15 protein-coding genes are annotated in these 13268 nt (G+C 63.8%); 10 read left to right on the forward strand and 5 right to left on the reverse strand.

The features are described 5' to 3' along the window. Window positions 1-3: 3 nt before the first annotated feature. Window positions 4-594, forward strand: coding sequence for a nicotinamide riboside transporter PnuC (gene pnuC / locus KO538_RS22620; RefSeq protein WP_080698630.1), 591 nt, complete (start codon window positions 4-6; stop codon window positions 592-594). Between the two features lie 329 nt (window positions 595-923). Beyond that, window positions 924-3491, forward strand: coding sequence for a TonB-dependent receptor (locus KO538_RS22625; RefSeq protein ID WP_034753430.1), 2568 nt, complete (start codon window positions 924-926; stop codon window positions 3489-3491). Here KO538_RS22625 and KO538_RS22630 read toward each other — a convergent pair. Together KO538_RS22630 and KO538_RS29480 are read right to left on the reverse strand one after the other, a co-directional pair. Then, window positions 3488-4294: a response regulator gene (locus tag KO538_RS22630; RefSeq protein WP_034753432.1), complete on the reverse strand. Its 807-nt coding sequence runs from the start codon at window positions 4292-4294 to the stop codon at window positions 3488-3490. The genes KO538_RS22625 and KO538_RS22630 overlap by 4 nt on opposite strands. 12 nt (window positions 4295-4306) lie before the next feature. After that, entirely contained in the window at window positions 4307-4435 is a 129-nt protein-coding gene (locus tag KO538_RS29480; protein ID WP_257620510.1) for a hypothetical protein, read from the reverse strand. 208 nt (window positions 4436-4643) lie between these two features. Between KO538_RS29480 and KO538_RS22635 the strand changes: the two genes are divergently transcribed. Genes KO538_RS22635 through KO538_RS22650 form a run of 4 tightly spaced genes read left to right on the forward strand, consistent with a single transcriptional unit; the run spans window position 4644 to window position 9317 of the window. Next, the gene (locus KO538_RS22635; RefSeq protein WP_034753434.1) at window positions 4644-5174 is read left to right on the forward strand and encodes a spore coat U domain-containing protein; all 531 of its coding nucleotides are present in this window, start codon (window positions 4644-4646) and stop codon (window positions 5172-5174) included. A 12-nt stretch (window positions 5175-5186) separates the two neighbouring features. After that, window positions 5187-5915 (forward strand): molecular chaperone, encoded by a 729-nt coding sequence (locus KO538_RS22640; RefSeq protein WP_235194250.1) that lies wholly within the window; start codon window positions 5187-5189, stop codon window positions 5913-5915. Window positions 5916-5961: 46 nt separating this feature from the next. Next, window positions 5962-8310 carry a fimbria/pilus outer membrane usher protein gene (locus KO538_RS22645; RefSeq protein WP_219329713.1) on the forward strand — a complete coding sequence of 783 codons (2349 nt, stop codon included), beginning with the start codon at window positions 5962-5964 and terminating at the stop codon, window positions 8308-8310. Continuing rightward, window positions 8310-9317, forward strand: a complete 1008-nt coding sequence (locus tag KO538_RS22650; RefSeq protein WP_219329714.1) for a spore coat U domain-containing protein — start codon at window positions 8310-8312, stop codon at window positions 9315-9317. The genes KO538_RS22645 and KO538_RS22650 overlap by 1 nt, the downstream gene beginning before the upstream one ends. On the opposite strand, the gene KO538_RS22655 is transcribed toward KO538_RS22650, so the two are convergent. After that, complete coding sequence (locus KO538_RS22655; RefSeq protein ID WP_219329715.1) at window positions 9314-9550, reverse strand: hypothetical protein; 237 nt, start codon at window positions 9548-9550, stop codon at window positions 9314-9316. The genes KO538_RS22650 and KO538_RS22655 overlap by 4 nt on opposite strands. A 253-nt stretch (window positions 9551-9803) precedes the next feature. On the opposite strand from KO538_RS22655, the gene KO538_RS22660 reads away from it, so the two are divergent. The 4 genes from KO538_RS22660 to KO538_RS22675 all read left to right on the forward strand — a co-directional run bounded on the left by KO538_RS22660 (window position 9804) and on the right by KO538_RS22675 (window position 12157). After that, window positions 9804-10361, forward strand: coding sequence for a helix-turn-helix domain-containing protein (locus KO538_RS22660; protein WP_034753667.1), 558 nt, complete (start codon window positions 9804-9806; stop codon window positions 10359-10361). A 167-nt stretch (window positions 10362-10528) separates the two neighbouring features. Continuing rightward, window positions 10529-10966 (forward strand): CHRD domain-containing protein, encoded by a 438-nt coding sequence (locus tag KO538_RS22665; RefSeq protein WP_070305399.1) that lies wholly within the window; start codon window positions 10529-10531, stop codon window positions 10964-10966. Between the two features lie 94 nt (window positions 10967-11060). Next, window positions 11061-12014, forward strand: coding sequence for an AEC family transporter (locus tag KO538_RS22670; protein ID WP_219329716.1), 954 nt, complete (start codon window positions 11061-11063; stop codon window positions 12012-12014). A gap of 2 nt (window positions 12015-12016) precedes the next feature. Continuing rightward, window positions 12017-12157, forward strand: a complete 141-nt coding sequence (locus tag KO538_RS22675; RefSeq protein ID WP_219329717.1) for a hypothetical protein — start codon at window positions 12017-12019, stop codon at window positions 12155-12157. Here the strand turns inward: KO538_RS22675 and KO538_RS22680 are convergent. Continuing rightward, entirely contained in the window at window positions 12141-12794 is a 654-nt protein-coding gene (locus tag KO538_RS22680; protein WP_219329718.1) for an FMN-binding negative transcriptional regulator, read from the reverse strand. The genes KO538_RS22675 and KO538_RS22680 overlap by 17 nt on opposite strands. Then, the gene (locus KO538_RS22685) at window positions 12795-13256 is read right to left on the reverse strand and encodes an OsmC family protein (RefSeq protein ID WP_219329719.1); all 462 of its coding nucleotides are present in this window, start codon (window positions 13254-13256) and stop codon (window positions 12795-12797) included. Window positions 13257-13268: the final 12 nt, after the last annotated feature.

Genomic DNA, 13268 nt, shown 5'->3' on the forward strand with positions numbered 1-13268 from the left:
CGCTTGACTCCCCCGCTCGAGATCGCCGCCAATGTCTTGATGACTGCTTCCATCATCCTGGCCGGACGCAACAACATTCATTCCTGGTGGATCGGCATGGTCGGCTGCGTGCTGTTTGCCGTGCTGTTTTTCCAGGTCAACCTGTACGCCGACGTGATGCTGCAGCTGTTTTTCATCGTCACCTGCGTCATCGGCTGGCTGCAATGGCGGCGCGGCGCCGGCGGCAAGCCGTTGCCGATCACGCGCACGGGTTGGCGCAGCCTGGCCTGGGTCGTGCCGGCCGGTATCGCCTCCGTGGCCATCTACGGCATGCTGCTGCACCGCTTCACGAACGCCTACGCGCCATTCATCGATTCGGCGGTGTTGGTATTTAGCATCATCGCGCAATTCCTGCTGATGAGCCGCCGCATCGAAACGTGGGCTTTCTGGCTGCTCGTCAACACCGTCGCCGTGCCGCTCTACTACAGCCGCGGCCTGCACCTGACGGCCGTGCTGTATGCGGCCTACTGGGTCAACGCCGTCATTTCCTGGTACTGGTGGAGCGTGCAGGCACGCCGCGCGGCGGCCGTGCCGCCGGCGCTGGCCGACGCCTGATATTGCCAAAAACCAAGTCCTTAGATCTAAATCGTATATACATTCAATTTTTAATTCGTTCACCCCATAAAGACACCGGGATATAGTGGCCTTTCCCCGCTTACCGGTGTCTTTTATGTTGCGTTTTACCCTTTCTGCCTGTTTTTACGCCGTCCGGCACCAGCTGACCATGCAATGCATGGCGCAGTGGATGCCGATGCGTGCCCGTCCACGCATCCCGTAATTCCTTCATCCCCCGTCGTCGTTTTGCCCGCAGGCCAACCCGGCCCGCGTGCCCCTGCTCGGCCTTTTTTATCTGAAAAAGGCTGCAATCCCAATAAGAGGAAACCATGTTCAAACCACTCGCCATCAGTCTTGCCATCGCCGCCGCCTTTCCCGCCGTCTCCACCATCGCCCATGCCGAGGACGACATGCTGCGCGTCAACGTCACCGGATCGAATATCCGCGTCAGCGAAAAAGAGGGCGCCAGCGCCGTGCAGGTCATCACGGCCAAGGAATTGAAAGCCAGCGGCAAGACCAGCGTGTCGGATGTGCTGCGCGCCATCTCCGCCAACAGCGGCAACAGCTACAACGAACAATATACGGGCAGTTTCTCGGCCGGCACGTCGGGCCTGTCGCTGCGCGGCATCGGCCAGAAAAATACCCTGATCCTGGTGAACGGCAAGCGCGTGGCCAGCTATGCGACGGCGCAAAACCTGCAGGAAACCTTTGTCGACCTGAACAGCCTGCCAATGGCGGCCGTACAGCGCATCGAGGTGCTCAAGGATGGCGCCTCGTCGATCTACGGTTCCGATGCCGTGGCCGGCGTCGTCAACATCATCCTGTACAAGGAATTCACGGGCACGGACATCACGGCGCAGTGGGGCGGCTCGACCGAAGGCACGGGCCAGCATGAAAAGAGCGCGGCGCTGCAGACGGGTTTCGGCAAGCTCGAGGAAGACGGCTACAGCCTGGTCTTCTCGATCGACGCGCAGCAGCGCGACAAGCTGCAGCAAAGCGACGTGGCGTGGATGCGCGATGCGGACTTCCGCAATCAGCAGCGTGGCGCGCTGGGCTGGGTAGCCACCAATTATGCGGGCAGCGATCCGACGCGGACCCTGGGCGGGGTGCGCGGACCGCTGCAGCTGGTCAATTATGGCGACATCACGCCCGGCAAGACGGGGCAAGTGCTCGCGTATAACCCGTCGCCGTATAAAACCCTGATCCCCGGCATCCAGCGCGTGCACACGGCCGCGCGCGCCACCTTCAAACTGAACGCGGACACGGAAGCGTACGTCGACTTGCTGCACAGTTATTCGCGCGCCGACCAGACCTTCAGCGCGCCGCTCACCGTCAACAATGCCACGCGCGTGTGGAACAACGCCACGCAGGCGCTCGACACCATCCCCGTCGTGCTGCCGGTCGGCCATCCGAACAATCCGGGCGCCACGCCCCTGCCGTTCACGGCCACCCTGTTCGACCTGGGACCGCGCCTGAAACAGGACAAGGTCACCTTCTACCGCGCGCTGGCGGGCGTCAAAGGCACGCTGGCGGGCTGGGACTGGGATACGGCCGTGGGCCACTCGAGCAGCAAGCTGGAAGAAACCGTGCAGAACTTCGTCAACCGCTACGAATTCCAGAAGGTGCTGGCCGATGGCAGCTATAACTTCCTCGACCAGTCGCAAAACAGCGAAGCGGTGCGCAACCGCCTGCGCCTGTCGACCCTGCGTCCGGCCGAGTCGACCCTCGACACCGTCGATTTCTCGGCCGCGAAAGACCTGTGGCAATTGCCGGCCGGTCCGCTGGGCTTTGCCGCCGGTGCGCAGTGGCGCCGCGAAAAGATGGATTCGCAAACCTCGACGGCCGTGTTGTCGGGCACGGAGCTGCGTCCGGCCATCAACATCATCAACGGTTCGCGCAGCGTGTCGGCCCTGTTTGCCGAATTCAACGTGCCCGTCGTGAAAGACCTGTCCGTCAATCTGGCGGGCCGCGCCGACCATTACAGCGATTTCGGCAATGCGTTTTCGCCGAAGGCCAGCGCGCGCTACCAGGCGGCGCCGTGGCTGCTGGTGCGCGGTACCGTGTCGCGCGGCTTCCGCGCGCCGTCGCTGCCGGAAATCACGCAAAGCACGGCCGTCAGCTACGTCAGCGTGCTCGATCCGCGCGACCCGATCACGCCCACGCAGACGCGGGGCGTGACGGCCATTACCATCGCCAATACGGCGCTGCGTCCGGAGCGCTCGAATAACCTGAACCTGGGCGTGGTGGTGTCGCCGACCAGCAGTTCGAGCATCGGCCTCGATTACTACCGCATCAAGCAAGATGGCGTGATCGGCACGGAAAGCGCCACCACCACGCTCGCCAATGAAGCGTCGGCGCCGCAGAAGATCACGCGCGATGCCGATGGCCGCATCACGACCCTGTACCGCCAGTACCGCAACCAGGGACAGCGCGAAGTGTCGGGTATCGACCTCGACCTGCGCCAGCGCTTCGTCGACAAGGACTGGGGCAAGCTGACCCTGGCCGGCCAGTTGAGCCGCGTGCTGCGCTTTGCCGAACCGCTGTCCGACGGCGCCCCGCTCACCGATGGTGCCGGCACCAATTATTTCGGCTCGATTCCGAAATGGCGCGGCGTCACGTCGGCCACGTGGGAGCAGGGCAAGTGGTCGTCCACGCTCACCTGGAACTACGTGGGCAGCTATGCGCAAAACACGCATCTCGATGAATCCGTGGCCGCCTTCAGCACGTTTGACGTGACCACCAGCTGGCAGGTCACGCCAGCGGCGAACGTCACCTTCATCGTGCAAAACCTGGCCAACAAGCGCGCGCCGTGGGATTACTCGGCCTCGGGCTTCGACTATACGCAGGCCGACCCGCGCGGCCGCTTCGCCTCGCTCAAGCTGAACTACAAGTTCTAATGACCGTTTGACACCTGCCGCTGGCCCGTCTGTTCATGCAGGCGCTGGCGGTAGGCGCTGGGCGTGACGCCCATGCGTTCGCGGAAGGCCGTGGCGAAGTTGCCCGCGTTGTGAAAGCCGATCAGCAGGGCGATATCCTGCACGTCGATCTCGGTCTGCTGCAGCAGTTCCACGCCGCGGGCGATGCGCGCTTCACGGATGAAAGCGAAGACCGTCATGCCCGTCTGCTCGCGGAACATCAGGGTCAGCTTTTCGCGGTAGGTACCCACGCTGCGGGCGATTTCGGACAGGTTGGGCAGGCTGCCCAGGTTGTCGAGAATCAGTTGTTTGACGGCATTGACAAACACGAGGTCCGGATGCTGCTGCCGCTCGCTGACCGGGGGCGCTGTCGGTGGCGTGCTGTTGCTTCTACGCATCAATCCCAGATGGATATGGATGCGCGCGGCCAGTTCTTCCGGCAGGAAGGGCTTGGAAATGTAATCGACGCCGCCCACCTGCAAGCCCATGATGCGTTCCTTGGCGGCATCGGCGCCGCTGAGAAAGATCACGGGTATCTGTTCCGTTTCGGGATTGGCCTTGAGCAAACGGCACGCCGTGTAGCCATCCATCTCGGGCATGCGCACGTCGAGCAGGATCAGGTCGGGATGCGTGGCCAATGCCAGCTGGTAGCCCTGGTAGCCATTGAAGGCAATGCTGAAGCGATAGGGCTGCTCGCTGAGCAGTTCCATCAGCATGCGCTGCTCGAACGCGGAATCGTCCACGAGCAGGATATTCTTTTTGATGGTTTCGCTGGTCAATGGCATGGCATGGATGACTTAACCAAATAGCAAGTTGTTGCTTATTATGCCCTGCTTTTTCTTTTTTTTCTGCTTTTCTCGTGTTTCAAAAGATGTTTCTCCGCCAGAAGAAGCGCGGATTTCCCAGATCGCCAATAATTCGCTCATGCATTGATTTTAAGCAATGTCGATTGCCAAAAAATCTGTTTTGCCAATGCTGCAAACAATGCCGGAGTCCCCGGGTTCCTGACTCTCGGCACAAGTTTTTTGTCGTCCTGGTTTGCGTGCCCGAGAAAACGCCGGCAATACCGTGACTATCCTCGATGCCCTTCATATTGGTGGGCTCATTAATGATGTTCCATCATCAGGAGGTATCATGTTGCGAGTTATTTTTCCCCGCCTTATCGTTGCCGCCAGCGTGGCGGTTGCCGCCACGGCGTTCCTGCCGCGTAGCGCCGACGCCGCCGTGTATCTGAATGGCAGCGCCACCACCACCTTTGACGTCACCCTGAAAATCATCGCCAATTGCACCATCGCGGCGGCCAATCTCGACTTTGGCCAAAGTCAGGGTGTACTGGCTACTGCCGTTAACGTCAATACGACCGTGAATGTCACCTGCACCAATACCACGCTGTATAACGTGGGCTTGACGGCCGGCTCGGGCACGGGATCGAGCGGCACCACGCGCTATATGAGCGGCACGGGCGGCAACCTGGGGACGGTGCAGTTCAATCTGTACCAGACGGCCGGCAGCACCTTGTGGGGCGATACCCAGGGCACGAATACCGTCGGCGGCACAGGCAACGGTTCATCGCAGCCGATCACGGTGTACGGCAATATTCCGCCGCAAGCGACACCGGCGCCCGATACCTACAAGTCGACCATCACGGCCACCGTGTACTTTTAAGCCAGGCGCTGCGTGAAGGCCGGTGCTGTTTCCCTGATGAAAAGCGTGCTGGCGCTGCTGGCCTGCTGTGCGGCGGGCGCACACGGCGCCAATCTGCAGATTTCGCCGGTGACGCTCAATTTGCGCGCGCCACAGAATGCGGCCGGCATCAGCCTGCAAAACCTCGGCGACCAGCCCATCTACGGACAGGTGCGGGTGTTCGCCTGGGAGCAGCGCGATGGCGAGGAAACCCTGGCGCCGACGCAGGAACTGGTGGCCAGTCCGCCGATCGTGGAAATCGCCGCCAACAGCCGGCAGACCATCCGCCTCGTGCGTGCCCAGGCCGGTCCCGTGGCGCAGGAAAAGACGTATCGCGTGCTCATCGATGAAGTCAGCCGCGAAGATGGAGCGGGCCGCAGCGGCATCGATATCCGCCTGCGCTATTCGGTGCCCGTGTTCGTGCTGCCGGCCGGTGCGCCGGGCAAGGAAATACTCGACTGGCAAGTGTTTCGCGAGCGGGGCGAGTGGATGTTGCGTGTCAAGAACAGCGGCAATTTCCATGCACAGATCGGTGCGATGACGTTGACGAACCAGGCGGGCAAGGAATTTGTCATCAGCAAGGGGCTGTTTGGTTATGTGCTGGCGGCACGCATGCGCGTCTGGCGCTTGCCCGTCGCCAGGGAGGCCGAACTGGATGGACCGTTGAGTATTGCGGCAAACGTGAATGCAAAGGCGCTCGTTGCCACGAATTCGACACCTTGAACCGGGCCGCCATGGCGGGCGGGTTTGCCGCGAACCGGGTTAAACCATGAGACGCGCACTGGCATCCTTGCTGTTGCTGTTGCTGGCCATGGCACCGGTGGCCAGGGCCGATGGATCGGCCGCCGAAACGGGCGCCGATCCGGGACCGGCCAGCTTGCCGAGCGATCCGATGGCGCCGAATGAACTGTATCTGGAGGTGACTGTGAATGCTGAATCAACCGGGCTGATCTTGCGCTTTACCCAGGTGGGCAAAGGCTTGCGCAGCAGTGTGGCGAACTTGCAGCAGCTGGGGCTGGACCCGGCGCGCCTGGTCGCACCCGGTCAGACCGAGGTGGCGCTCGATGCGATTCCCGGACTCAGCTATGACTATGATGCGGCGCGCCAAAGCGTGTCGCTGCAGGTGGCGGACGACTTGCGCTCGCCGTACCGAATCAACGCGCGCCTGGCCCCGCAGACGCCGCCGTCGCGCGTCACGCCCGGCGCCGTCCTCAATTACGAAGCCTATGCGGAACTGGGCCGGACGCGGCGCGCCGCCATCTTCAACGACTTGCGCTATTTCAATGACAGTGGCGTGTTCAGCAATACCGGCACCGTGAACCTGGGGTCGGACCAGCGCAAATACATGCGCTTTGACACCTTCTGGAGCCATGCCGACCCCGAAACCCTGCAGACGTGGCAAGTGGGCGACCTGATTTCGTCTTCGCTCAGCTGGAGCCGCGCCGTGCGCGTGGGCGGCGTGCAGTGGCGCAAGAATTTCCAGCTGCGCCCCGACCTGCTGACCTTTCCCGTCGCCTCCGTCGATGGCACGGCGCTCGTGCCTTCGTCGCTGAGCCTGTACGTCAATGGCGTGCAGCAATATGCTGCCAGCGTGCCCAGCGGTCCGTTCGTGCTGAACCAGGTGGCCGGCATCAATGGCGCCGGGCAAGCCACCCTCATCACGCGCGATGCCCTGGGGCGCAGCGTGACGACCGTGCTGCCCCTGTATGTCGATACGCGCATGCTGGCTGCCGGCTTGAGCGATTATTCGGTCGAGGCGGGCGCCGTGCGGCGCGACTATGGCCGCCGCCTGTTCGGCTATGAGCGGCAGCTCGTTGCCAGCGCTTCCGTCCGCCATGGCGTCAGCGACAGCTTCACCATCGAAGGCCATGCGGAACTGGCTGCCGGCCTGTATCAGGCGGGGGCGGGCGCGCTGGTGCGGCTGGGCCAGGCGGGTGTGCTCAGCGGATCGCTGTCGGCCAGTGCCGGCCACAGCCGTGGCGCGCAGCTGGGCGCAGGCTACCAATACATGGGGCCGCGCTTCAGCGTCGACGTGCAAAGCGTGCGCGCCAGCGCCGGATTCGGCGACCTGGCCTCGCGCGACGGCAGCCCCGTGGTGCGCGCGGCGGACCGCTTTACCGTAAGTTTGCCCTTGCCGGCGGGAAGCAGCATCAGCAGCAGCTATATCCGCTACCGCGCACCGGGCGCACCGTCATCGAAGCTGGCCACCCTGGGCTATTCAGCCACCCTGTTGCACGGCCTGTTCCTGAACGCCAGCCTGTTCCAGGATTTGCGGCAACGCGAGAAGCGGGGATTTTATGTCGGCCTGAGCATGGCCTTCGACAATAATCTGTCCATCAGCACAAGCGCCAGCCGGCAAAACGGCGAGAGCGGCCACAGCGTCAGCGCGCAGCGCGCGGCCGACTTTGGCGGCGGCTTCGGCTGGAACTTGCAGGCAGGCACGGTGGGCGGCAATGCCTACCGGCAGGCGCAAGTGGAATACCTGGGCAATGACGGCCGAGTGAGCGCGCGCACGCAAAGCAGCAGCATGGGCAATGCCTCCTCGCTGGGCGCGGCCGGCGCGCTGGTATTGATGGATGGCCATGTCGAGACGACGCGCCAGGTGGGCAACGGTTTTGCGCTGGTCTCCACTGGTGGCGTGGGCAATATTCCTGTGCTGCATGAAAACCGCCAGATCGGCGTGACGGGCGGGAGCGGCTATCTGCTGGTACCGAATTTGAATCCCTATGGCAATAACCAGATCAGCATCGCCACCGATGAACTCGACGTCGACGCGCGCGTACCCGTGACCAATATGACGGTTGTACCGCAACACCTGGCCGGCGTGCTGGCGGCGTTTCCCGTCGAGCGCTACAGCGCCGCCACCGTCATCGTGCAGGGCGCCGATGGCAAGCCGCTGGCCACGGGCTTGCCCGTGCTGCATGTGCAAAACGGCAAGCAGACGGTCGTGGGATTTGACGGCATCATTTTCGTCGACGATCTGCGCGAACAGAATCAATTGCAAGTGGGCGAGGGCGACAGCGCGTGCACGGTCGGCTTTGCGTATGTGCGTCCTGCCGCAGGCGGCTTGCCCGTGATCGGGCCGTTGCGCTGCGCTGCCACCGGAGGAGGCCGCTGATGCGCCGCCTGCTGCCATGGTTGACCTTGCTGCTGGGCTGCGCCTGGGGTAGTGTGGCGCAGGCGGCCGATACCTGCACGGTCAGCATGACGAATATCAATTTCGGCTCCGTCAGCCCGATTTCCGGCACCGATTACGTGGCGCAGGCCACGGGCACCTTCAGCTGCCTGTTTTCGTCGCTGAACCTGGGACAGTTGCTTACGCCCAATGCGCAAGTGTGCATCTCGCTGGGGCTGGGCACGAATTCCACCTCGGCCCTGCCGCGCAAGCTGGGCAATGGCAGCAACCGCATGGAGTACAACGTGTACGTGGACAGTTCATATGCGACGGCGAAAATCTGGGGCGGCGCCGGCGTGGCGGGCGCGCCATCGACCTTCGGCATGACCCTGTCTGCCGGCTTGCTGGCCCCGCCCGGCACGTATTCCACCACCTTTACCGTGTACGCGAAGATTCCTGCCGGCACGGCCCTGGCCGCCGTGCCCACGGTCGCCAACGCCAATACCGCCTATACGTCGAGCTTTGCCGGCGTGGGCACCTACACGTACACGACGTATGGCCTCGTCAACTTGCAGGGTTGCACGGCCACCAGCGGCAGCTTCGGTTTTACGGTGAGTGCCACGGCCGTCAATGACTGCACCATCGCGGCCAGCCCGATGGCGTTCGCCAACGCCTCCATCCTGACGGGCAACTTGCGCAGCACCAGCACCTTGTCCGTGCGCTGCGTGAACAACAACGCCTATCAGATTGCCCTGAACGGCGGCAGCGTGGCGGCCAATGTGGCCAACCGGCAAATGAAAAACCTCTTAACGACGGACAAGGTCAGCTACCTGCTGTCATCCACGCTCGATGGCGCGCCCTGGGGCGATGGCACGGCAGGCACGAGCATGGTGACGGGCACGGGCACGGGCGCCAGCGTGCCGCTGACGATTTACGGCCGCGTGCCGGCGCAGGTGTCGCCCCGCCCCGGTGACTACAAGGACACGGTGACGGCAACGATTTATTTTTAGAACGTGACGGTAACGAGGCCGGCGCCCGATGGCGTCGCCTGCTGGTGCAGCAGATAAGGCGTGTTGTGCTGGCAGCGTACCTGGGTGATGTTGCGCTGCGAGACGATGGTGCACGCTTCCTGCACGACGAAGGTGGCCTGCAGCGTTGCGGAAGCGGTGGTACCGGCGGTGGTGGTCTGGCAAAGGGACAGGGCGAGCAGGGCAGGCAGTACGGCAAGCTTCAAAGGGGTCATTGTGAACGCATCGAGTGAAAAACGGGCGTGGGCAGCAGCGCCGGAAGGCGTGGCTGGCACCGTTTTTCGCACCGGGATTGGGAGAGCAGAACCAGCCATGATTGTACTTGAACAAGGAAAGTGTGAGTTTTCGTGTATTTTCAGCCCGCCGCAGGGGCAAGCCCATCACTTTCAAAATGATAGTCACTAAGTTTCCGTGTTGCAACTGAAATACTTTTCGATTGTTGTGTTGAATCAATGTGAGGAGATGACCATGAAACATACCAACTTTAATAATTTGCCTTGCCCGATTGCGCGCAGCCTGGGCAAGGTGGGAGAATGGTGGAGCATCCTCATTCTGCGCGAAGCGTTTTATGGCAAGACGCGCTTCGACGAATTTGAAAAAAGCCTCAAGATCGCCCCCACCATCTTGACGCGCCGCCTGGCCGACCTGGTGGAAGGCGGCTTGATGACGCGCCGCCTGTATTGCGCCAAGCCGCCCCGCTACGACTATGTGCTGACCAAGTCCGGGCGCGCCTTCAAGCCCGTCTTGCTGGCGTTTATCGCCTGGGGAAATGAAAACTTCGCGCCCGAAGGCGCCAGCCTCGTCATCGCCAGCCGCGATACGGGCCTGGCCGCCGATCCGGTGCTGGTCGACGCCACGACGGGCCTGCCCATCAATGACGAGTATTACGCGTTCGCGCCAGGGCCTGCCGCCAGCGACAGCATGCGCAGCATCATCCTCGACGCGGAAAAAAGCAGCGGCATCGCGCCCAAGCCGAAGGCGCCGGCCGCCAACCGCGGCTGGGTGGCGGAAGGGCATCTGGCCTGAAGACGCGCTGGCGGAGGTGCGCCGAGTTTGGCGCAAAGCAAGACGGACTGCACGGCATGGCGTTACCGTCGCACTATGCAATGCAATGCAATGCAAGTGCGGCGCAGGCCTGGCTGTGCAGGGCGAGGCGCCATCCGTGACCCGATGTCCGTTGAAGGAGTACTGCGATGACTACATTGCCACAACACGCTCGCCGCGCCGCCACCGTGCTGGCGCTGGCCGCCCTGCTGGGCGCCTGTTCCCATGGCCCGCATCAGCCGGGCGGCCATGACGTCACCTTGACGGGCGCGCAGGAAGTGCCGGCCAATACGAGCACGGCCAGCGGCAGCAGTAATATCCGTGTCGCCCACGACCGCAGCGTCAGCGGCGGCGTGCGCTACACGGGCATGGTGGCCACCGTCGCGCATATCCATGAAGCGCCGGCCGGCGCCAACGGCCCCGTCATCATGCCTCTGGTGAAAACGGCCGAAGGCATGTTTGCCGTGCCGGCCGGCGCCATGCTCACGCCGCCCCAGTATGCGAGCTACCAGGCAGGCAACCTGTACGTGAACGTGCACAGCGCCGCCTACCCGGCCGGCGAGATCCGCGCCCAGCTCAAGCCATAGCCGCTGGCGCTTTCCCGAAACCTCCTTGGGCCGCGCGAGCGGCCTTTTTTTGCGCCCGGCGGCCAGCCACAGCAGCGCGCTACAATGGCGCTTCATGCTGACCATCCTCGCCATCACCTTTCCCTTCTTCGCCCTGGTACTGTGCGGCTACCTGGCCGTGCGGCGCACGCTGCTGCCGTTGGCCGCCATCGGCGGCTTGAACAGTTTTGTCCTGTACTTCGCGCTGCCGTGCATGTTGTACCGCTTCGGCGCCGCCACGCCCATCGCGCAGCTGCTCGACGCCAGCGTGTTCGGCGTCTACTTGCTGTGCGCGCTGATCATGGTGGGCGTCACCACGGCCATGACCTTGAGCCACCGCATCGACTGGAACAACGCCGCCTTCGGCGCGCTGGTGGCGGCCTTCCCGAACACGGGCTTCATGGGCGTGCCCCTGCTGTTGACCCTGCTCGGACCCCGTTCGTCCGGTCCCGTCATCGTCACCATCGTCGTCGACATGCTCATTACCAGCTCGCTGTGCATCGCCCTGTCGCGCATCGGCAGCGGCGGCGCGCACGGCAGCCGCGCCGCCATCGTCAACGCCATGAAGGGCATGCTGGGCAACCCGATGCCGTGGGCGATCGTGCTGGGCGCCATGTCGTCGTGGCTGGAACTGGCCTTGCCCAAGCCGTTGATGCAGACGGTGGGCCTGCTGGCCGACGCCGCCTCGCCGGTTGCCCTGTTTACCATCGGCGCCGTGCTGGCCCGTTCGCAAATGAGCACGGCCGATCCGGCGCCGCTGGGCGAGTATGTGCCCGTGGCGCTGAAAAAACTGCTGCTGCATCCGCTGCTGGTGTGGGGTATTGGCCATGCGGCCATCGCGCTGGGCGCGCCGCTCGATCCGTTCGCGCTGACCTGCATGGTGCTGGTGGCGTGCCTGCCCAGCGCCAGCAACGTCTCGCTGCTGTCCGAGCGCTTTGGCGCGAACACGGCGCGCATCGCCCGCATCATCCTGGTATCGACGGCGCTGTCGTTTTTGACGTTTTCGGCAGCCGTCAGCTGGCTGGCGTGAGGGTGGCCGCGTGGACCCGGGCCTCGCCGCGCGCCTTGCGCATCGTCGAGAGCACAGCGACGGCGCGCATCGCCCGCATTATTCTGGTCTCGACGGCGCTGTCGTTTTTGACGTTTTCGGCGGCAGTCAGCTGGCTGGCGTGACGTTGGCGGCGATCAGCGCACCCAGGGCCTGCGCCGCGCCGGGCTGGGCGCCGGCGGCCAGTTCGCGCGCCATGGTGGCCTGGTCCTGCATGCTGCGGTTCTGGCCCAGCTTCCATTTGCCCGTGATGCGCGTGAGGGGGATTTCGATGCCGACGATGGCTTTCAAGAGTTTCTCGATATAGCTGGCCGGCGCGTCGCTCACCCGCCATGGCGCGGCTTGATCTGCCTCATGGCGCGCCGTCAGCCGCTCCACCAATCCCAGCAGCCACGCCGCGTCGTCGATGGCGCGCAGGGGGCCGTGGGCGTGCACGACCGCGTAATTAAAGGTCGGCACTTCCTTGCCGCTGCGCTGCTTTTCCGCGTACCAGGCGGGCGTGATGTAGGCGTGCGGTCCCTGGAAGATCACCAGTGCTTCGTCGTTCCCGCCGGCAGCGCGCCATAGCGGATTGGCGCGCGCCACGTGGGCGCGCAGGATGCCGAATGGGGCGTCGGGCGTGGGCGCGGTGATCTCGAACGGCAGGTGGTCGGCGCACAAGCCATCGGCATCGTGGCGCACCAGCGCGCCCAGCGGATGCGCGTCGATCAAGCCATGCAGCACGTCGAGGCGTTCTTCGCGAAAGCTGGCAGGCGAGTACATTTAATCAGCTCCTTCCACGACCACGTCGGCCGTCAGCGAATTGGCGATGTAGCAGCGCTCGTGCGCGTCGTGGTGCAGGGCCGCCAGCGCCTCGGGAGAGGGCGGCGTTCCCGCAAACGCGATGCGTGGACGCAGCACGATGCGCGTCATGGCCAGGCGGCCTGCCGCATTTTTCCCCAGGTCGCCGGTGGCTTCGTCGCGGTAATCGTCGATGACGTAGCCGCGCTGCGCCGCCAGCGACAGGAAGAACAGCATGTGGCAGCTCGACGTGGCCGCCACCAGCGCTTCTTCCGGATCGATATTTTCCGCCACCGACATGGGCAGCGGCACGGACAGGGGCGACGACGAGGCAGCTACCGTCAGGCCGCCGTCGAACTGCCATTCATGGCCACGGCTGTAGCGCTGGCCGACGAAATCCTGGCCGTCGCGCTGCCAGGCCACGGTGGCGAAAAACTGATGCATGGGTGCTCCGCA

It is taken from the genome of Janthinobacterium sp. NKUCC08_JDC (assembly GCF_019345575.1).
Taxonomy (GTDB): domain Bacteria; phylum Pseudomonadota; class Gammaproteobacteria; order Burkholderiales; family Burkholderiaceae_D; genus Janthinobacterium; species Janthinobacterium aestuarii.

Excerpts from the sequence above, each read along its gene's own strand:
- KO538_RS22625 (WP_034753430.1), top strand. The coding sequence starts at position 924 with ATGTTCAAACCACTCGCCATCAGTCTTGCCATCGCCGCCGCCTTTCCC.
- KO538_RS22630 (WP_034753432.1), bottom strand. The coding sequence starts at position 4,294 with ATGCCATTGACCAGCGAAACCATCAAAAAGAATATCCTGCTCGTGGAC.
- KO538_RS29480 (WP_257620510.1), bottom strand. The coding sequence starts at position 4,435 with ATGAGCGAATTATTGGCGATCTGGGAAATCCGCGCTTCTTCTGGCGGA.
- KO538_RS22635 (WP_034753434.1), top strand. The coding sequence starts at position 4,644 with ATGTTGCGAGTTATTTTTCCCCGCCTTATCGTTGCCGCCAGCGTGGCG.
- KO538_RS22645 (WP_219329713.1), top strand. The coding sequence starts at position 5,962 with ATGAGACGCGCACTGGCATCCTTGCTGTTGCTGTTGCTGGCCATGGCA.
- KO538_RS22650 (WP_219329714.1), top strand. The coding sequence starts at position 8,310 with ATGCGCCGCCTGCTGCCATGGTTGACCTTGCTGCTGGGCTGCGCCTGG.
- KO538_RS22655 (WP_219329715.1), bottom strand. The coding sequence starts at position 9,550 with ATGACCCCTTTGAAGCTTGCCGTACTGCCTGCCCTGCTCGCCCTGTCC.
- KO538_RS22660 (WP_034753667.1), top strand. The coding sequence starts at position 9,804 with ATGAAACATACCAACTTTAATAATTTGCCTTGCCCGATTGCGCGCAGC.
- KO538_RS22665 (WP_070305399.1), top strand. The coding sequence starts at position 10,529 with ATGACTACATTGCCACAACACGCTCGCCGCGCCGCCACCGTGCTGGCG.
- KO538_RS22670 (WP_219329716.1), top strand. The coding sequence starts at position 11,061 with ATGCTGACCATCCTCGCCATCACCTTTCCCTTCTTCGCCCTGGTACTG.
- KO538_RS22680 (WP_219329718.1), bottom strand. The coding sequence starts at position 12,794 with ATGTACTCGCCTGCCAGCTTTCGCGAAGAACGCCTCGACGTGCTGCAT.
- KO538_RS22685 (WP_219329719.1), bottom strand. The coding sequence starts at position 13,256 with ATGCATCAGTTTTTCGCCACCGTGGCCTGGCAGCGCGACGGCCAGGAT.